The following is a 19390-nucleotide window of genomic DNA, read 5'->3' as shown; positions in this document are numbered from 1 at the left end:
TCAACTTAAATCATTCTGAGGATTATTCTTTTTTCTCTTTTGCCAAGCTGAATACATGCGCAAGTGTCAGGAAAAAAGTATTTCCCTGAAAACGGCTTTCGGCTCCAAATTCTGAAATCCAGCGAAGTCCTGCAGAAGTTTTGCAGCCTATGTGGAAATAATTTACCTCAGCACCAACGCCTCCAATTTTGTCTTTGTCTGGTTCAAGCACTAAATTCCCCACCGGAATTTTATCGTTTGAAAGTTTATATTGCAGATAATAAATTACTCCTGCATTTAGTATTCCGCTTGGAGCAGTTTTCGCAGCATTAAGCGTGTAAAAGGTTTTTCCTAAACCTCCTTCAACACTTAAGATATCTCCGGTTTTTATATCGGTATCTTTCTTTTTTCCGTTTATTTCGTAAGAGGCTAAAGCCGAAAAATGAAATGTTTTTTTGTCATTAAAATATACGGTTGTTCCGGCCGAAAATTCATTCATCAACATTCCTAAACCGGCATTATCTGAAGCTCCTGCGGTAAATTTTCCTGTTGGAAGATACAATTGATAACTAAAAACAAAATCGGCTCTTTTGTTGTGCCAGCCTAATTGAATGGGCTGTACATACATATCTGTAAAAGCGAGTGAATTTGTTGCATCGAGTGAATTTCCCTGAATGGTATTTGAAGCAAAAGCCAGCAAAATAGTAGCTCCGTAATTAGCTCCTAAAATTTTGAAATCACTTACATAATTAGCTCCAACTCCCGTTATAAACATCGTAATGTCTGGATTTGCAACAGATTCGTCACCGTCTGCATTTCGCAGTGAACCCGCATCATATAAATAACCCGGCACGTAAACGCTTAAAGTATTTGCCGGAGTCTGAGTTCCGGATTGTAATCCCATTGCTCCAAGAATATGACCGCCTTTTAACTGTGCATTTCCTAAAAAACAAACGAACAGAAATAATAAGTTGAATACTGATTTTATGATTTGTCTTGATTTCGTTTTCATGGTTTCTTCTTTAAATTGATGAGACTTTACAATCCGTCTTTACAAATTATTTTAATTTGTAGATTGCTTAAAAAAATAAGAACTGCTTTTTTCAGGGTTAATCCTGATTACCCTAAAATATTCTGAAGGAGATTTTCCGGTATGTTTTATAAAAGCCCTAAAGCAGGTTGTTCTGGATTTAAAACCAGATGCCCAGGCCATTCCTTCGAGTGAAAGATCTTTCCAGTCTGAATCGTTTATTTTTTCTTTAAAATATTCTATTCTTTTTAAATTAATATAATCCTGAAAGTGCAGGTTGAATTCTGAATTAATTAAACAGGAAAGATTGTTTACGGTAATTCCGGTTTCTTCTGAAATATCCCGAATCACTAAATCTTTCTTTAAAAAGAGTTTTTTAGAATCAAAAATACTTTCTAGTCTGGCCAGATACAGCTGTCGTTTTTCCAGCGTTAACTCTTTTACTATTGGCTGTGAGTTTTTGGTTTCTTGTGAAGCGTAGGTTCTCAAATCTTCATTGACAAAATCTGTTTCATTTTCGTTTGCATCATAAAAAAGCTGCGGTTTAAAATACAGCCAGCCAACCGTAAATATTAAAACTGATGAAATAAGAATGTAGCAGGATAAATCTAAATTGTCGACGTTATTGATTAAAAAGAAATGCACGAAAAGTGTTGAAAACAAAAATAAAATAACCAGATTATAAACCCTGATCCAGCCTAATATTTTGATTCGCTGCAGGTGATTTTCCTTAAATTTTTTAATGTCATAATTTAAAATCATCATGGTTTGGCAAAATGCGTACATAAGCCAAACGCTGAGACTTAACATTGAAAAAGGATTTTTTGTTTTTACCGAAATATAGTCTATTAAATAAATATTAGTGTAATTTCCAATCCAGACTAAAATAGTTAATGAGAAATAAATGAGGAATGGCAGGAAATGAAACCAGTCGTATTTTTTATAGTATGAATTTGGAAATAAAATATTTCGAACGTATAAAAATGCACAGGGAGCTGCTAAAAAAATAAACGATTTAGTGATCATGAACAAATCCGGAAACTCCTTAAAAACATTTGCCGATAAGTAAAAATTATAGACACTTACAATTGCAAGACTAAACAAAAACAGTCCTAAGAAAAAACTTTTAGAATAGTTTTTCTTCGAGAAAAGAACCATAAATGAAGTCGCAAATCCTACAATTGTAGCTATAAAAAAGAAAAGCGAAAGTACTATATCGGTCATACGTTTTAAGCTTTGATTAGTTTGTCCTTTTTCTTTGAGAAGGGGGATTTTCAAAGAAAATAAAATGTGCGATTATAAGCTGTACTTACTAAAATGGAAAGTACAGCCTATTTAAAACAGTAGTTTTATGCTATTTTTTTACTGCCCCAGGAGGAAATCCTTCTAAGATTTTTTTGATAGAATTATTTATAAATTCTTCAGGATTATCTGGTTTACTGTCAATTTGAGCATTTCCAATTCCCTGCCAAAGTAATTTTTGTGTTTTTGTAGAAACTATATCGATAACTAATGAGCCGTCAACATAATCATAAGTATTAAATGTTGTTGTGCCGCCGCCCATCATGGCTCCACCGCCCCAATATCCGTATGGACGATACATTCCGCCATAACCATAAAAATTAGAATCGGCTGTAACTTGTGTTTTATTTTTTAAAATAGAAACTGCATTTACTTTTAAATCAGGATTTGAACTTTCTGTAAATCCTTTTGCAATCATTTCAGCACGAATTGCATTTGTAACACGGTCTACATTTAATTGATTTACCTGACCTTGCTGCGCTTTTAAATCATAAACTGCAAAAGTTTTATATTCACTAAAATTTGCAGAGTGATCGTAATCTGTTGTAACCTTAACTGTTGGGGAACAGCTGTAAATTAAACCCAAAAATAAAATTGGGATTATGCGAAGATTTGTTCTTTTAATATTCATTTTGTAGAATTTAAATTAATGATTAATTACTTAACTCGAAATTATTAATTCTGAAAAATCTTGAATGAAAGAATATACGGCTTCGATAATGCGTTAAAAAACACAAAGAACTATATTACAGGCTTTTAGCAAACACTCAAAGATAATCAATTTATTTTATTGACATAAACATTTAGCGAAAAATTCTTACTTATTTATAATTGCTTTATTTATCCTGCAAAATCATATTTCTGCAGAAACCGGCAGTCTTCCTTCCTTTATGGCTTGGATCATTTTGTTGTAGTCTAACTCATTTTGATCTGCATATAAAAGAGAAAACTTCGAAACTGCGTTGGCAAATTCATTATTATCACCAATATATCCGGATAAAACAGATGGATCTCCAGAGCGGGCATGCGCTCTTGCAAGTGCCCATCCGCAGGCTTTGGCATAATCTTTCAGGTTTTCTTCTTTCATTATTTCAAGAACGGGTTTGACTTTAGCATCACGAAGCTGACGGATGTAAAAAAATCTTCCTCTATCGTCATTGGTCCATCCTAAAAATATATCCGAAGCAGACTGCATTAGCTTTTGTCCCATTACAATTCGCTCGCCTTCCTGATTGTATTTCTTTTTCGACTTTACATATTGTTCTAAAACGCTTTGTCTTGCTTCCTTAAACTGCAAAAAAATGGGCTCGCCCGTGGCAGACATTAATAAACTTATGCCGCAAAGTGTACCTACACTTCCTACGCCTACCACTTTTATCGCAAAGTCATGCATAGAATATCTGCTTAACAAAATTTGCTTGTCTTCTGGCAATGATTCTATGTAACGCTTATGAACCAATTCTGCTTCTTTCATAATGATCTTTTCATCATTTCCAGAGGAATGAAATATCAAAGGCGGTTCATCTTTTATTCGGGCCCGAACTCCATCCTGATATGTCATTTTTGCAAATTCCTTTTCATGTGTCGTATATTCGGCTGCTTTTTTTATTCGCTTTTGATGAAATTCTTTTATTTCTTCATCTTTTCCCAGTTCGATAAGTTCGGCAAGATCAATATCAGCATACCAAATTTGAAGTGCCGATAATTTGCTGTAATCCAGCATATGCCTTTTATAACTGTCTGCCACGTGCCAGGCAAATTCTTTATTGCTTTTATCAGCAAATTTGAGCCATCTTCCTGCAATCGCAAAACTTGCGGCTAAACGTTTTACATCCCATTCCCAAGGGCCTTGAAAAGTTTCATCAAAATCATTTATATCAAAAACCAATTTACGTTCTGGTGTCGCAAAACCTCCAAAATTCATTAAATGACAATCGCCGCAAAGCTGTAAATCGATTCCCGTGTTTGGTGTTTTTGCCAAATCTGCTGCCATAATTGCTGCCGCACCACGAAAGAAGGCAAATGGCGATTCCATCATTCTCCTGTATCGAATGGGCAGTAAACTTTCTATTCTTCCAATACTGGTTTTTATCAAAATATCGATAGGATCTTCCCTGTCTTTTGCAGCAATATATTCCTGATGTGAAGCGTGCGGAACGGCCTTTCTAATCGCTGCACCTTTCTCATAACGTTCTGTTTTTGATGCTAATGGATCAAATGAAATTTCTGTTTTATCTGCTGCTTTTTCGATCATAAAAGGATTTTTATTTTACTTCTTTTATATCATCCATTTTCCAGCTTTTATCAAAATAAGCTGTTGTTGGTCCGTAAAAACGCATATAAGTAAACCAATGTTTTCCCGGTAAAGTCTGAACCCAATTTTTCTCTTTTCCGGCTGGGGCTTTTGGTCCAAAATACAAATCGACAGAACCATCTGTGTTTTTTATTAAATCCTTACGGGAAGATAAATCTGCATTTTTCTGCGGATTATCTATTAAACATCGGGTTGCCGAATCATAAATCGTAATGGACCAAAAATTAACTGCTGGCGGATTTGCCGGAATATTTAGTGTATAATTTTTCCCTCCGTCTAACCAATTTCCTTCATTATCATAATATGATCCTAAATAGGCTTGACCCACGTTTGGTATTTTAGTTATCATGGCTTTTGAGTACGTAACGGCTTCATAGAAATAGGATGATCTTTCAAAAAACTCATCATAATTATCAGCATGTTGCGATGGGTCTTTCATAATCAGTACATAATCCCATTTTTTGTCTGGCCAGTGTTTTATATCTGCAAAACGTTTACTGAAGGAATTTGCCATTGCCATTTGCTGGCCTTTCTCGGCAGCGACAATTAAAATTTTCTTCTGACGTTCATCCGGAGCAAAAACTTTTCCTTTTTCTATGCCAAGATTTCTTAACCAAGCCATAAAAAAACGATCTCTTTCTTCTACTGGTTCATTTTGTAAAATAGCATGAAGTCGTTCCCAATATTTAATTCCTGCCGGCTGAATTCCTAACCATTTTTTACCTGCCGGCGGGCTAACCACTTTTGTTGGTCCGGGATTTGCTCTTTGTGCGTACGGATAAATTTTTACTTGTTTTAGCAGCGTTTCTGTAATTTTAGGATCAGGATCTAAAGCTCTAAACCCGAAAAACATATTTACTGTATTACATGGAACTATAAAATATCCATCGGCTTTAAAATCTTTAATTGTTGGAGGAACCAGGATGTATTTACCTCCTTTTCCTTTATCTGGTCCCATTTCTCCAATTACTGCTTGTTCTCGCTGCCAAAAATCTGCCAGTCCACCGGCAGTATGTCCAGCCGGCATTTCGATAACGGTTTGACCATTTGCTGCTAAATCTATAAACGTCATGATATAAGGCGTTGTAGCATTTGCGGTAAGAATTCCTAAACGATCGTCATAAGAGTTATATAAAACAAGATCGTTACTTGATGCTTTAAATGTTTTGTAGTGTTGCTGCTGCCATTCGGCGAAAGCCACAATAGGCAATCCCCATAAGTAACATTGCGTTGCCTGTTGAAAATCCATTTCGTCAAACAATGCCGGAATAGATTCTTTTGAAGGCAGTTCGCCATCTAATTTAATCTGAGTTCCATTTTCTGAAACCAGCGTTGATGATGTGGTTTCTGATGTTTCTTTTTTACATCCAAAATTTAATATCAGAGTAATTACTGCTAAAATTATAAAACATCTATTTTTCATAATGATTAATCATTTTGGTTTAAAATCAGGGAGTAATTATTTTACTTCTTCAACATCTCCCATTTTCCATGTTTTGTCAAAAAACCCTTTTTCCGGGCCATAGAAACGTGCCAGTAATTCAAATTTTCGTTTTGGATCTGTCGGAACCCAATTTGATTCTTTCCCTGCCGGAGCTTTTGCTCCAAAATAAATATCTACAGAACCGTCACTGTTTTTTTGAAGTCCCGGCGATGTTGAGGCACGACTTGCATATTTCATTCCTAAAATAAGTGCATGGGTTTCGCGATCGTAAGCTGTTACTGACCAATATAATTTTACCGGAACTTTTGCAGGCAAATGAAGTTTATACAATTTTGAGCCGTCAAATTCTTCGCCTTTATTATCTTTAATGGATATTAAATAGAATTGTCCGGTTCCTAAATGTTTGGCACTAAAATAGGCTATTGAATAGGCGATCGCTCTTTCGCGTACCGGATAAAGATTTGGTATGGAATAATCACTTGCTATTGATTTTACAAAATCCTGCGAAACCGGTAATGCCCATTTAGTATCATTATAAAAAGGTATTTTAAACGCATTTTGATACTCTGAATCAATCCAGGTATGTGCATCTTTTATTGCGGCATTTAAAATTTCCTGTCTTCTGGCATCGGCCTGAAAGATTTTTCCTTTTTCAATTCCAATTGTTTTTAACTGATCAATCATTGCTAAATCGCGGGTTATCCAAGGTTCTCTTTGAATAAACTGATTCAATATTTCAAAAAAATGAAAATCGTACGGAATGGTATTACTGAATGGAACTTCTAATAAATCAACAAATGTTGTAGCGGGCGGATTATCAGCTTCAGAAAGAGGATATATCTTAACTTTTTTTCCGTAGTCAACTGCTCTTTTAATATCATTTGGACTTCCGTCTGTAAGATTTGAACGAAGTATGGCATATCCTGTAAAAGTTGAAGAGGGCATTGGTATGTAACCTAACGGAACGGCTTCTTTATAATTTGGCGGTAAAATGAGGTATTTGCCTCCTTTTCCTTTGTCGACACCTGCGGGACCAATATCTTCTATTGCGGTTTGCCAGCCATCGTCTAAACTTCCTGTTAATGATGAAACGCCTTCAACGGGAGGAATTTCTAAAACAACAGGGCCTTGTCGTGTATCATATAATGGATTTACATAAATTACGTCTGGATTTGGGGTTAAGGTTTGGTTTTTGGAACTGATTAATCCAGACCAATAAATAATTTGATTGTAATCGCCTTTTACTTTTACAAGACTTTCATGAAGCAATTCTGAATTTACCGCAGGAATTCCCCAAATCACGGCTTCAAATGCTCGATTATAAACAAGCTGTTCTTCAAAATCTGCAGGTTTAAATACTGCTGTTTTTGTAGTATCGGCAGGAATTGAAGTTTCTTTTTTTGTTGTAGAATTGGTACACGAGACCAAGCAACTCATTATTATAATGGATAAAATGTTTAACTTCATGATTTGTTTTTTTAAGATGAAAGAAACTCCTAAACGATGTTATGAACCCGGAAAAACAAAGGCCAAAATAGCACGTAATCCCCAATCTGGTTTTGATTCAGAAGGACCTGTAATTGGAATTAAGGGCGAAATCGCAAACTGAACGACCTGATCGCCTAATTTTGTTACGGCACCAATAGATGGATTTAATGAGATTAGGGTTGTTTTTGCATCCCAGTTTTGAGTTATTTCGGCGTTTACACCTAAACTGGCACCGCTTTTATAACTGTGAGAAAGAAATATCTGGGTGTAAAACTGATTAAAATCGGCGCGGTCTTCATTCCCGGCAACTGACCAAATTTGATTGGCTATGAAACCTACTGAAAGTCCTTTTCCCTGATGCATTACTAATACACTTGGACCGACTCCAAATTTTTCTGTTCCTAATAATTCATCTGTTGCTGTTGGAATTAAAAATGCCGGACCTATACCTAAAATAAGGCCTTTTGTTTTTGGAGCAAAAAAAGCGGTAACCGTTGCATCGCTTAATCCAAATTGATGTGTATTGTTTCCTGTAATATCTCGTTGATCAACTACTGGCAATATATAACGGGTAATTAGATTTAAATTTTCTGTTAATTTAAACGGAATTACCGGCTGTATATTTATTATATATTTTGATCCGTTAAAAGGGCCAATACCATAATTTAAATTGTTCTGCAAAGGCACACTAATTAAACTCGCCACCGGATTTGCGAGTTTATCTGCTAATTCCTGCGCACTTGCTCCGGCTTTTGGCGCGGCTTCCTGAGCGGAAATAACAAAAGAGAAAGTAAAAAACAGAGCGCTGAAAAATAATTTATGACTGATATAATAACTGATTCGTTTCATAACTGTTTTTTTTAAGATTTTTAATTCATCTAAAAATCTCAATGAAACAACTTTTGATGTCAAAAGCTGCTTCATTTGAGATCCTAACTAATTCAAATTATTTATCTGCAAAAACTTTTTTCCAGTCGTCTTTTATACTTACTACATGCCACTTGTTTTTTGCGGCTGTGCTTAATGATAAATTATCTTTTTCCTGATAGCTGTATTCTCTAATGGAATCATTGTGATTGACCAATAATTGAAAGGATGGGTATTTGTTTCCCTGCGAATATTTGAGCATGGCAATATCTCCTGCTCCGCCTTCGTTTCCGCAGGCAAAAACCGGACGCTGGCCAATATGCAGCTGGATGCCAACCGGTTTTCCTACTTTATCATTAAAATGATCTAAAGCTGGTTCTCTTTGTACGGCATTCTTAGCATCGTCGTATTGGTATTTAAAAGACGTTCCTACGACCTGATCTTTTGGAATTCCGTAAAAATCCTGAGATATTGCTCTCACCACTTCAATTGTACCGCCTGTTACGATATAGGTTTTAAATCCGTTGGCACGGAGATAATCCAGCAGTTCTAATTGAGGCTGATATCGTATTTGTTTTACCGGAATATTTTTGCCCGGATAACTAGCCGTTTTAAAAAAATCATTTACTGATTTTTCAAATTCGTCCTCGGTCATTCCGGTGTGGGTTGCAGCTACAAGTTCTATAAGGGCTTTATCGCCTCCTTTTTCAAAAAAGGTTTTGTCTTTCTCTACTACAGCTTTAAAAGGCTGTTTTTGTGCCAAAGCCGGATTGGCTCCTACCATTTTTTTTACCTGATAAAAAGCAAATAATTCCTGAACATATGGTTTTTCTGCCCATAATGTTCCGTCGTTATCAAAAGTGGCGATTCTATTCTCTATTGGAATAAAATCAGGACTTCCTTTCTTGGTTACTTTTTCGACATAAGCAATAATGTCATCTTTTAAAGTTCCTTTGTTCCAGCTGGGAAGCGGATCTCCAACTATAACGGCCGAACTGTCTTTAGGATTAACAGTTGTAGCGTCATCTGATTTATTTTTGCATGAAACCAATAAAAATAAAAGCAGAGACAATACATATATTTTCTTATACATAGTATTGATTTTTAAGTTATAGAGCTTGAATTATGGGGTAATAATTCAAGCTCTACTAAACATTTATTTTCTACTTTTTCTTTTTTGAATCTGTTGCTTCTTCCTCTTTTAATTTAGGTAAAACGTTTTTCTCAATATATTTTTGTGCCTTAATATCTTTCATTGTTTCTTCCATGATAGTATAAGCTGAGAAACTTGGAGGAATTGATCTTGGAGGATATTCTTTAAATGTTTCTGCAAAAACTACCACATCTTGTATCGCTCCATACATTAATTGTACGTGATTCATCTGCCAGTCCCAAAAAGTATTTGAAGTAATATCGGCTCTTTCAAAAGGATCCTGGTACAAATTGAATATTTTTTGTAAACGCAGTTTGGTAAAAGGTTCTGCCCAAACTCCCAATGTACCTCCCAAACGCTGTTCTGCAAAAACATATTTATAATCGCCTTCTCTTAAACCAACTAAAAGACCATCATCATCTGTATAAAAGAATTTATCTCTGGCACTTTTTGGTGTTTTGCCTTCTAAAAATTTACTTTGATCAAAACCATCTAAATGTACTTTATAGTTTTTTCCGTTTGCTGAGTAACCTTTTAAAAGCTTGTTAACGATATCGGGTTCTCCTGCAATTGAAGCAAATGTAGGAATCCAGTCATTATGACTCATCAATTCAGTAGTTACAGTTCCTGCTTTGATATGTCCTGGCCAGCGTACAATACAAGGTACACGAAAAGCTCCTTCCCAGTTTGTATTTTTCTCAGAGCGAAATGGTGTCATTGCTCCATCTGGCCATGTGTTCATGTGAGGGCCATTATCTGTTGAATAAACCACGATCGTATTGTCGGCAATTCCTAGATCATCTAAAGCTTTTAAAATACTTCCAATAGTTTCGTCGTGCTCAATCATACCATCAATATACTCACTGTCTCCATGTGTATATTTTCCTCTGTGCTCTGCTCTAACGTGTGTACGAAGGTGCATACGTGTAGCATTGAACCAACAGAAAAATGGTTTGCCTGCTGCATTTTGTCTTTTGATAAAGTCAATAGCTGCTGCCGAAGTTTCGTCATCTACCGTTTCCATTCTTTTTTTAGTAAGTGGACCTGTATCTTCGATTCTTTGTTTTCCAACTTTTCCAAAGCGAGGATCTACAGTTCCGTCATCTGCACTTGTGGCTGTACATTTTAATACCCCTCTTGGTCCAAATCTTTTTAGATATTCCGGATCTTTAGGATAATCAGGCAATTCTGGTTCTTCTTCAGCATTCAAGTGATAGAGGTTTCCAAAAAATTCATCAAAACCGTTTACGGTTGGTAAATTTTCATTACGATCTCCCACGTGATTTTTACCAAATTGACCTGTTGCATATCCTAAACTTTTCATTATCCCTCCAATAGAAGGATCTAACTGGCTCATACCCATTGGCGCTCCAGGAAAACCAACTTTTGTAAGTCCGGTTCTAAGACCATGCTGTCCTGTTAAAAAAGCAGCACGTCCTGCAGTACAACTTTGTTCTCCATAATAATGAAGAAAACGCATTCCTTCATTGGCTAAACGATCAAGATTGGGTGTAGTATATCCCATAAGTCCATCGCTATAGGCGCTAATATTGGTAGTACCAATATCATCGCCCCACAATACTAAAATGTTGACTTTTTTCTGAGCTTTCACCTGAACAATCGTGAAGCATATGAATGCAAAAAGCATTATGGCATTTCTAAATTTACTTTGTTTCATGGTAATAAGATTTGTTAATAATTCGTTTGTATAATGGTTTTTATCTAAAAATCGAACTATAATTTTCTACAAAAATGAAGTAGAAAAAGTAACCTGTATGTAAAGCAATTTCTTAGAACATTTAGCTGTTGCCTTTGAGGGAATTTGCAGAAACTGTTTTTTTTAACGTTTTGTTAAGTATCTCAAAATTAAGTAATAAAAACACGAATAATCCTATTTTTAAGGCTTTACGTTGTTGCAAATTATAACTTGCAACATGAAAATGGTTTTATTTTGCTCCATGATGTTGCAAATTATAACTTGAAACGTCAGGATTTATAAACTGAAGAATATATAAAGCAAAAAAAATCCACCCGAATGGGTGGATTTGATTTTAAAATATCGTGATCTTAAAAAAGAAAACTATTCTATTTCAGAAACTCTCATGGTATTAACCATTCCTTTTTCTTTAATTGGCATTGCAGCAAGATTAATTAAATAATCACCTTTTGATGCATAGCCTTTTTCAACTGCAATTTTATTTACATCGGTTACAGTATCATCTGTACTTTCTTCATTATCATAGAAGAATGATTTAACTCCCCATAATAAATTCAATTGTGTTAAGATTCTTTTGTTTGAAGTAAATACTAAAATATGTGCCGAAGATGGTCTCCAAGCCGAAATTTGGAAAGCTGTATAACCGCTGTTTGTCAATGTACAAATTGCTTTAGCTTCGATTTCGTTTGCTAATAAAGCTGCCTGGTGACAAACTGTTTTAGTAACAAAACGTTTTGTTTTAATTTGTGGAGTGTTTTGTGGAACCTGAATTAGTGGAGAATTCTCAACAGCCTCACAAATTTGTGTCATTCTTTGAATAACTTGTACCGGATAATTTCCAGTTGCAGTTTCTCCAGACAACATTACAGCATCTGCACCATCCATTACTGAGTTAGCAACGTCGTTTACTTCTGCTCTTGTTGGTGTTAAACTTGTAATCATTGTTTCCATCATTTGGGTTGCAACGATAACAGGAATTCTAGCTGTTTTTGCTCTGCGAATCAAATCTTTTTGTACTAATGGTACTTCGTGAGCAGGAAGTTCAACTCCAAGATCTCCACGAGCAACCATTAAACCATCGCAATATGCTACAATTTTATCCATGTTCTCAAGAGCTTCCGGCATTTCAATTTTAGCAATAATTGGAATTTTATATTCTGAATGCTTAGCGATTAATTCTTGTAAATCTTGTAAATCGCGAGGAGTTTTCACAAATGAAAGTGCGATCCAGTCTACTTTTTGTTCAATTGCAAAAATGGCATCTGCAATATCTTTTTCAGTTAAAGCCGGTAAAGAAATTTTAGTGTTTGGAAGATTAACTCCTTTTTTAGATTTTAATTCTCCACCCTGAATTACTTTAGCAACAACTTCTGTTTTTTTATCTGTTGAAACAATTTCGAAAATCAGTTTACCATCATCAAGCAAAATACGTTCTCCAACATTTACATCATTTGGGAAATTTTGATATTTCATGAATGCTTTTTTTGCATTTCCGATAATATCTTCTGCTGTAGTGAAAGTAATTTCGTCACCATCATGTACAACCGTTCCTTCTTCCATTACACCAACTCTAAGTTTTGGTCCCTGCAAATCTCCTAAGATCGCTGTAGTGTAACCAAACTCTTCGTTCAGGCCTCTAATAATGTTAATTTTTTCTTTTACTCCTTCGTAGTCTGCATGCGAAAAATTGATTCTAAACACATTCACCCCTGCGTCGATCATATCCTTGATAATCTCTCTCGTACCACATGCAGGGCCTAATGTAGCTACAATTTTGGTTTTCTTGTTTGTTAACATTTTTTTTAAAAAATTAGATTGTTTTTTGATTTTATTTTATTGGTATCCACAGCATAAATTGCCGCAATACTTTCTATTGAATTTAGTTGTTGCTGAATTTCTGAAAAATCGACAGCTTCCTCACTGTTATCGATTTTCAGGAAAAAATCTACTTTTTTGAATTCAGGAAGTAAATGAATTGTTGTAGAAACCTCACTTGTCTCATTAGAAAACAAATTCTGGAAATCATTTGTACTCACAGAAATGATCTCATTTTTATTCTGAATCAAATTCCACGATACAGCTTTCTCAGAATCATAATAATAAAATCTCGAAAAATTTGCCTCACCTTCTTTAGTCTGAGCATGGATCTCGTTTTTGCTCTTACTTAAGTTAATCGGAAGGTTCTTATTGATAAAATAGGCCAGTCTATAATCTTCTAATGAAGTATGAATTGCCATTAAATAATAATCAATTTCGTCAAATTCGTCTAAATCCAATCTATGAATAGCCATGTCATGAAAAATCAAGTTGTAAATATACTATTTCTAACGGAGCATCAATAGTTATAAGCAGCTTGTTTTTGTTAATTTATAAACGAAAACGATTTAGCATTAAGAAAATTACATCAAAATTGTAATTATTTCTTATCTATTTTTTCCTGAAATGCAAAATAGGCTCTTTGTGAAGCTTTCTCTTCTGCTTTCTTTTTTGAGGTTGCCCGCGCTCGTGCGATCACCTTATCGTCTATACTTAATTTGACACCAAACAAGCGTTGTCCGTCAATACCGTTATCTTCGAAAATGTCGTAATGAAAGATCCTCTTTTCTTTCTGACACCATTCGATAACTAAGCTTTTATAACTAATTACTTTTCCTTCAAGTCTTGCAATATCGACATAAGGTGTAATTACTCTTTTTTGGATAAATCTTTCGCAATACGAATAACCTTTATCTAAATAAATAGCACCAATAAGCGATTCGAAAATATTACCATGAATATTTTCTCCAAAATGCTGAACAGGTACTTTACTTTCTACAAAACGCACTAAATTCAAATCTTTGCCAAGTTCATTTAAATGTTCGCGGCTTACGATTTTTGAGCGCATTTTTGTTAAATATCCTTCGTCTCCATTTGGTGCCTTATTAAACAAATGCGCAGCAATTACAGCACTTAGCATAGCATCTCCTAAAAATTCTAAACGTTCGTAATTTATAGGATGCCCTGCTTCATCTAATTTATTTGACGATCTATGGGTAAAAGCTTTTTTGTAAAATTCAATATTTACAGGCTGAAAACCAAGAATTTTCTGAATAGTGTCAAAAAAAATCCCGTCTTCTAGAGAACGGGATTTAGAAAATATTTTTTTGATAATATTCATATACGAAAATTAGTCAGCGATTTTTTTAAATAACACACAAGCATTGTGTCCGCCAAAACCAAATGTGTTACTCATAGCAACATTCACTTCTCTTTTTTGAGGTTGGTTTAAGGTAAGGTTTAATGCAGGATCGATATTCTCATCAACTACTGTATGGTTAATCGTAGGAGGAACAATACCGTGTTTCATTGCTAAGATAGAAGCAATAGCTTCGATAGCTCCGGCAGCACCAAGTAAATGTCCTGTCATTGATTTTGTTGAGTTGATATTGATGTTTTTTGCATGATCACCAAAAACGGCACTAATAGCTTTCAATTCTGCAACATCTCCAAGTGGAGTAGAAGTTCCGTGAGTATTGATATGATCAACATCTTCAGGGTTCATTCCAGCATCTCTCAGTGTATTTTTCATTACTGCAATAACTCCAATTCCTTCCGGATGTGGTGCTGTTAAATGGTAAGCATCAGATGACATTCCGCCTCCTCCAATTTCACAGTAAATTTTTGCACCTCTTGCTTTTGCATGTTCGTAATCTTCAAGAACTAAAGCTCCTGCTCCTTCTCCTAAAACAAAACCATCTCTGGTTGCATCAAAAGGTCTTGAAGCTGTTTCCGGACTTTCGTTTCTTGTTGATAAAGCGTGCATAGAGTTAAAACCTCCCATACCGGCAATGGTAATTGCAGCTTCAGAACCACCAGATACAATAATATCACACATTCCTAAACGAATGTAGTTGAAAGCATCAATTAATGCATTTGCAGAAGATGCACATGCAGAAACTGTAGTATAATTTGGTCCCATATAGCCGTTACGCATAGAAATATGCGCTGGAGCGATATCGGCAATCATTTTTGGAATAAAAAAAGGATTGAACTTTGGGGTTCCATCACCTTTTGCATAATAAATTACTTCTTCCTGGAATGTTTCTAAACCTCCAATTCCTGCTCCCCAGATAACACCAACTCTAGTTTTGTCGACATTATCATCTGTAAGTCCGGCATCTTTAATAGCTTCATCACTGGCAGCAACTGCATATTGAGCAAATTTATCTAATCTTCGAGATTCCTTGCGATCCATGTAATCTTCAATATTGAAGTTTTTCACTTCGCAGGCAAATTTCGTTTTATGCTTCTCTGTATCATAATATGTGATAGGAGCGGCTCCGCTTACCCCATTCACAAGTGCATTCCAATAATCCTGGATATTATTCCCGATAGGAGTAAGTGCACCTAATCCTGTTACCACAACTCGCCTTAATGTCATAAATTATGTATTTTGTGTCTTTAAACAAATAAAACCCACGCTTTCTTAACAGTTTTGTTACTTAAGAGCCATGGGTATTACAATATAAATATATCTTTTTGATTGAAAATCAATCGAAATTTAAATTTAAAAAAATAATAACACCCGATTTCTAGAAATTCCAATTTTTTAAAAAAAACAAATTCCAATTTTGGAATTTGGACATTCAAACTTTGGAATTTTTAAAATTCGGGTGTGGTATTATTATTTTTTAGCTTCCTCGATATAAGAAATAGCTTGACCTACAGTAGCAATGTTTTCTGCTTGATCGTCTGGAATTTGAATATCAAATTCTTTTTCGAATTCCATAATAAGCTCAACAGTGTCTAATGAGTCAGCTCCCAAATCATTAGTGAAGCTTGCTTCTGTTACAACTTCGTTTTCGTCAACACCTAATTTGTCTACGATAATCGCTTTTACTCTTGATGCAATGTCTGACATAATCTTTAATTTTAGAATTTAATTTGTTGGCAAAAATAAAAAACTTTATTTTAAAACAACTATTTAGTTTATAAATGTGACACTAATTTATAAAATTAATTTCAAGAAAGGTCTTTTAAAGCTATTTATTTTCGATTTTTATTCCGTTTTTTGCATTCTCAAAATAAATTCTATTATGAAAAAAATTATCGTTTTTGCCTCAGGATCAGGAACTAACGCAGAAAACATTATAAAATATTTTTCGAACATTGAAATTGCAAAGGTCGTTTCGGTTTTTACAAATAATGCTTCGGCAAAAGTTATTGAAAGAGCAAAAAATCATCAAATTCCAGTCGAAATTTTCGAAAAAAACGAACTTTTAGAGCGAAACGTATTACAAAAAATACAAAAAATCGACCCGGATTTGATAGTTCTTGCTGGTTTTTTGTTGAAATTTCCTGAAAACATAATTGAGCAGTATCCAAACAAAATAATCAACATTCATCCTGCACTTTTACCTAAATATGGAGGCAAAGGAATGTACGGAATGCATATACACAGGGCGATAGTTAATAATAAGGAAAAAGAAACCGGAATCTCTATTCATTATGTAAACGAAAATTATGATGAAGGCGGTATCATATTTCAGCAAAATGTTGTTTTAACTGATGAAGATACTCCTGAAACGGTGGCTGAAAAGATTCATGAATTAGAACAAAAACATTTTCCTGAGATTATTCATAGAATACTTGAAGATTCAGATTCTAAAATTTAAACCATATTAAGTTATATAAGATAATTTAAGGCTGGCGTTTAAAACTAGATAAGAAATACTAAAAATTAGAATGAACTTTTAATAACCTAAGAAATATAAGACAATATTTTAAATGGACTTATATAACTTATATGGTTAACAAAAAAATAAAATGACCCAACACGAAGTACATATATATACAGATGGCGCCGCAAAAGGAAATCCGGGAAATGGCGGCTATGGCGTGGTCATGGAATTAGTGGGAACTCCGCATAAAAAAGAATTTTACGAAGGTTTTCGTCTTACTACTAATAACAGAATGGAACTTCTGGCTGTAATTGTTGGTTTAGAAAAACTTAAAAAGCCAAATATGAAAGTCCTTGTAATTTCTGATTCTAAATATGTAGTGGATTCTGTTGAAAAAAAATGGGTTTTAGGCTGGGAGAAAAAGAAATTTGCCGGTAGAAAAAATCCCGATTTATGGAAACGCTTTTTAATTATTTATCGTAAACATCAAGTAGATTTTAAATGGATAAAAGGTCACAATAATCATCCACAAAACGAACGCTGCGACGAACTTGCTGTTATGGCATCAGCACAGCCAAAGCTTTCTGTAGATGTTTATTACGAAACTATTGGATCTAAAGAATAACAAAAACGCGTTTAAAACAATTGCTTTAAACGCGTTTTTAATTACTAACTTAAAATCTTTACAAACTCTGCTACTCTTTATCCAAATCTTTTGCTGTTTTAAATCCAGTCAAAAGTCCAATTCCTGCCATTATAAAAATAATTGAAGGATAAACCGCTCCGTCATTTAGTGAAGTGTAAGTTGTAATCAATAAAGCAAGAAAAATTCCAACGCCACTTCCTATTAATAAAAATGCCAGATTTACAACAAGTATTTTCCAAGGCGAGACTCCATTTTTTTTTGCTTGTAAAAAGATACTAGCATCAACACCTTTTTCTATAAGTGCTAAACGCTCTCTGTTTCTTGTTGAGTAAACTAAATAAACGATCCCGAAGATCATTGCAAAAAAGCTAAGTGGTACTAAAATTTCTGGTCCCATAATTTTATATTTTTTTAATTGATTGATACTCCATATGACGAGGCTTTTTAAATTGAGGTTACAAGAAAATTAAAAAAATTTAAAATTTTTAATTCCAAATCCCAAAACCTACTGATTATCAGTTAATTTTGAGATTTATTAAAAGTATTTAGTAACAAATACGAGTCGAAATGACAAGAATACGTGAACAAATTGTGAATATAAATTTTTGACAAAGTTCTATACTTATATATATGTATATATAACAAAATTGGAATTTGGAATTTTAATATTGAAATTTCCATTTAGAATTTGTTCTTTCAAAAAAAAATAGAATTTATTTTAAATTTCTTGTAACCTAATTAAACAAACTGTCGTCCTATATAATATGAGTACAATAAGTGATCAACATTATATCGATAAAGTTCTGCAGGGCGAGACAAATGCGTTTGCCGTTCTGGTGGATCGTTATAAGGATATGATTTTTACTTTGGCACTCAAAATGGTTAAAAATCGAGAAGAAGCAGAAGAAGTTTCACAAGATACATTTATTAAGATTTATAGTTCATTGAATAAATTTAAAGGTGAATCTAAATTTTCGACCTGGATTTATAAGATTGCTTATAATACTTGTCTGGACAGATTAAAGAAAAGTAAAAAAGATGATTTTAATATTTCGATAGATGATTTTTCATCTCATTTAATAAAAACAATGGATACTGCTTTAAGCGCTTTAGAAGACAAAGAACGAAAGCAAACCATTCAAAAATGTTTAAATTTGTTACCAAGTGATGAAAAATTCCTTTTAACTTTATTTTATTTTGATGATCAAAATTTAGAAGAAATTGGAAAGATCATGAATATATCCGCAAATAATGCGAAAGTAAAATTATTTAGAAGCCGACAAAAATTAGCCGTAATTTTGAGACAGCAGTTAGAACCTGAAATAATAGAATGTTATGAAAGAGAGCGATAAAAATATAGAGCAGCTTATTGAAAAAATGATGGCCGAAGAAAAACTGCAGTCGCCATCAATAGATTTTACCTCAAAAATAATGGCAAAAGTCGAATTATTAGAAGAGAAAAAAATCAAAGTATACAAACCTTTAATTTCTAAATCGGTTTGGATTTTTATCGGATTGGCTGTAGCAGCATTAGTGATTTATATTTCTCTTTTTTCAGTTTCAGAAAACAATTTGAAAATCGATGAAATTGGAAAATTATATTCTAATAAAATTTCAACAGCATTTTCAGGAATTCATTTTTCGAAAAATATTTTGTACGCATTTTTGATTGTTCCTTTTATGATTTTAGTTCAGGTTGGGGTTTTGAAGAATTATTTTGATAAGAAGTATCAGTTGTAGATTAACTCAAGAAATGAAAGCAAAAGCAATTTATTTAATCAAGATTTAAA

At 34.0% G+C, this 19390-nt stretch carries 19 protein-coding genes; 4 read left to right on the top strand and 15 right to left on the bottom strand.

From position 1 onward, the window contains the following. Positions 1-22 precede the first annotated feature (22 nt). The 14 genes from FLAPXU55_RS06990 to FLAPXU55_RS06925 form a co-directional block, all read right to left on the bottom strand. Positions 23-991, bottom strand: coding sequence for a SphA family protein (locus FLAPXU55_RS06990; protein ID WP_180857100.1), 969 nt, complete (start codon positions 989-991; stop codon positions 23-25). 51 nt (positions 992-1042) lie between these two features. Beyond that, positions 1043-2233, bottom strand: coding sequence for a helix-turn-helix domain-containing protein (locus FLAPXU55_RS06985; RefSeq protein ID WP_180857099.1), 1191 nt, complete (start codon positions 2231-2233; stop codon positions 1043-1045). 130 nt (positions 2234-2363) lie between these two features. Further along, positions 2364-2942: a DUF4136 domain-containing protein gene (locus tag FLAPXU55_RS06980; RefSeq protein ID WP_053472892.1), complete on the bottom strand. Its 579-nt coding sequence runs from the start codon at positions 2940-2942 to the stop codon at positions 2364-2366. Between the two features lie 222 nt (positions 2943-3164). Continuing rightward, a complete protein-coding gene (locus FLAPXU55_RS06975) occupies positions 3165-4565 on the bottom strand; it encodes a DUF2252 domain-containing protein (RefSeq protein WP_180857098.1) in 1401 nt (466 codons plus the stop codon). 10 nt (positions 4566-4575) lie between these two features. Then, positions 4576-6048 (bottom strand): DUF1254 domain-containing protein, encoded by a 1473-nt coding sequence (locus FLAPXU55_RS06970; protein ID WP_180857097.1) that lies wholly within the window; start codon positions 6046-6048, stop codon positions 4576-4578. A 36-nt stretch (positions 6049-6084) separates the two neighbouring features. Next, entirely contained in the window at positions 6085-7536 is a 1452-nt protein-coding gene (locus FLAPXU55_RS06965; RefSeq protein ID WP_180857096.1) for a DUF1254 domain-containing protein, read from the bottom strand. Between the two features lie 39 nt (positions 7537-7575). Then, positions 7576-8406 carry a hypothetical protein gene (locus FLAPXU55_RS06960; RefSeq protein ID WP_180857095.1) on the bottom strand — a complete coding sequence of 277 codons (831 nt, stop codon included), beginning with the start codon at positions 8404-8406 and terminating at the stop codon, positions 7576-7578. A 97-nt stretch (positions 8407-8503) separates the two neighbouring features. Next, on the bottom strand, positions 8504-9517 hold the full coding sequence (locus FLAPXU55_RS06955; protein WP_180857094.1) for an HAD family hydrolase: 1014 nt from the start codon (positions 9515-9517) through the stop codon (positions 8504-8506). A 70-nt stretch (positions 9518-9587) separates the two neighbouring features. After that, positions 9588-11255 carry an arylsulfatase gene (locus FLAPXU55_RS06950; protein WP_053472896.1) on the bottom strand — a complete coding sequence of 556 codons (1668 nt, stop codon included), beginning with the start codon at positions 11253-11255 and terminating at the stop codon, positions 9588-9590. Positions 11256-11657: 402 nt separating this feature from the next. Next, positions 11658-13091 carry a pyruvate kinase gene (gene pyk / locus FLAPXU55_RS06945; protein ID WP_053472897.1) on the bottom strand — a complete coding sequence of 478 codons (1434 nt, stop codon included), beginning with the start codon at positions 13089-13091 and terminating at the stop codon, positions 11658-11660. A 5-nt stretch (positions 13092-13096) separates the two neighbouring features. After that, positions 13097-13585 (bottom strand): IPExxxVDY family protein, encoded by a 489-nt coding sequence (locus FLAPXU55_RS06940; RefSeq protein WP_053472898.1) that lies wholly within the window; start codon positions 13583-13585, stop codon positions 13097-13099. Positions 13586-13710: 125 nt separating this feature from the next. Next, entirely contained in the window at positions 13711-14451 is a 741-nt protein-coding gene (gene rnc, locus FLAPXU55_RS06935; RefSeq protein WP_053472899.1) for a ribonuclease III, read from the bottom strand. 9 nt (positions 14452-14460) lie between these two features. Further along, positions 14461-15714 carry a beta-ketoacyl-ACP synthase II gene (gene fabF, locus FLAPXU55_RS06930; RefSeq protein WP_053472900.1) on the bottom strand — a complete coding sequence of 418 codons (1254 nt, stop codon included), beginning with the start codon at positions 15712-15714 and terminating at the stop codon, positions 14461-14463. 243 nt (positions 15715-15957) lie between these two features. Continuing rightward, on the bottom strand, positions 15958-16194 hold the full coding sequence (locus FLAPXU55_RS06925) for an acyl carrier protein (protein ID WP_007137004.1): 237 nt from the start codon (positions 16192-16194) through the stop codon (positions 15958-15960). Positions 16195-16369: 175 nt separating this feature from the next. On the opposite strand from FLAPXU55_RS06925, the gene purN reads away from it, so the two are divergent. Both purN and rnhA read left to right on the top strand, forming a co-directional pair. Then, complete coding sequence (gene purN / locus FLAPXU55_RS06920; protein WP_053472901.1) at positions 16370-16948, top strand: phosphoribosylglycinamide formyltransferase; 579 nt, start codon at positions 16370-16372, stop codon at positions 16946-16948. Between the two features lie 151 nt (positions 16949-17099). Next, positions 17100-17579 (top strand): ribonuclease HI, encoded by a 480-nt coding sequence (rnhA, locus tag FLAPXU55_RS06915; protein WP_053472902.1) that lies wholly within the window; start codon positions 17100-17102, stop codon positions 17577-17579. 70 nt (positions 17580-17649) lie between these two features. Here rnhA and FLAPXU55_RS06910 read toward each other — a convergent pair whose 3' ends face one another. Continuing rightward, a complete protein-coding gene (locus FLAPXU55_RS06910; protein WP_180857093.1) occupies positions 17650-17997 on the bottom strand; it encodes a DUF6249 domain-containing protein in 348 nt (115 codons plus the stop codon). A 367-nt stretch (positions 17998-18364) separates the two neighbouring features. Between FLAPXU55_RS06910 and FLAPXU55_RS06905 the strand changes: the two genes are divergently transcribed. Both FLAPXU55_RS06905 and FLAPXU55_RS06900 read left to right on the top strand, forming a co-directional pair. Next, positions 18365-18952 (top strand): RNA polymerase sigma factor, encoded by a 588-nt coding sequence (locus FLAPXU55_RS06905; protein ID WP_180857092.1) that lies wholly within the window; start codon positions 18365-18367, stop codon positions 18950-18952. After that, positions 18936-19340: a hypothetical protein gene (locus FLAPXU55_RS06900; protein WP_180857091.1), complete on the top strand. Its 405-nt coding sequence runs from the start codon at positions 18936-18938 to the stop codon at positions 19338-19340. The genes FLAPXU55_RS06905 and FLAPXU55_RS06900 overlap by 17 nt, the downstream gene beginning before the upstream one ends. Positions 19341-19390 lie beyond the last annotated feature (50 nt).

Source organism: Flavobacterium panici, from assembly GCF_903819335.1.
GTDB lineage: Bacteria > Bacteroidota > Bacteroidia > Flavobacteriales > Flavobacteriaceae > Flavobacterium > Flavobacterium panici.
The sequence above is the reverse complement of the archived record's forward strand: the minus strand, read 5'-3'. Positions and strand labels throughout refer to the sequence as shown.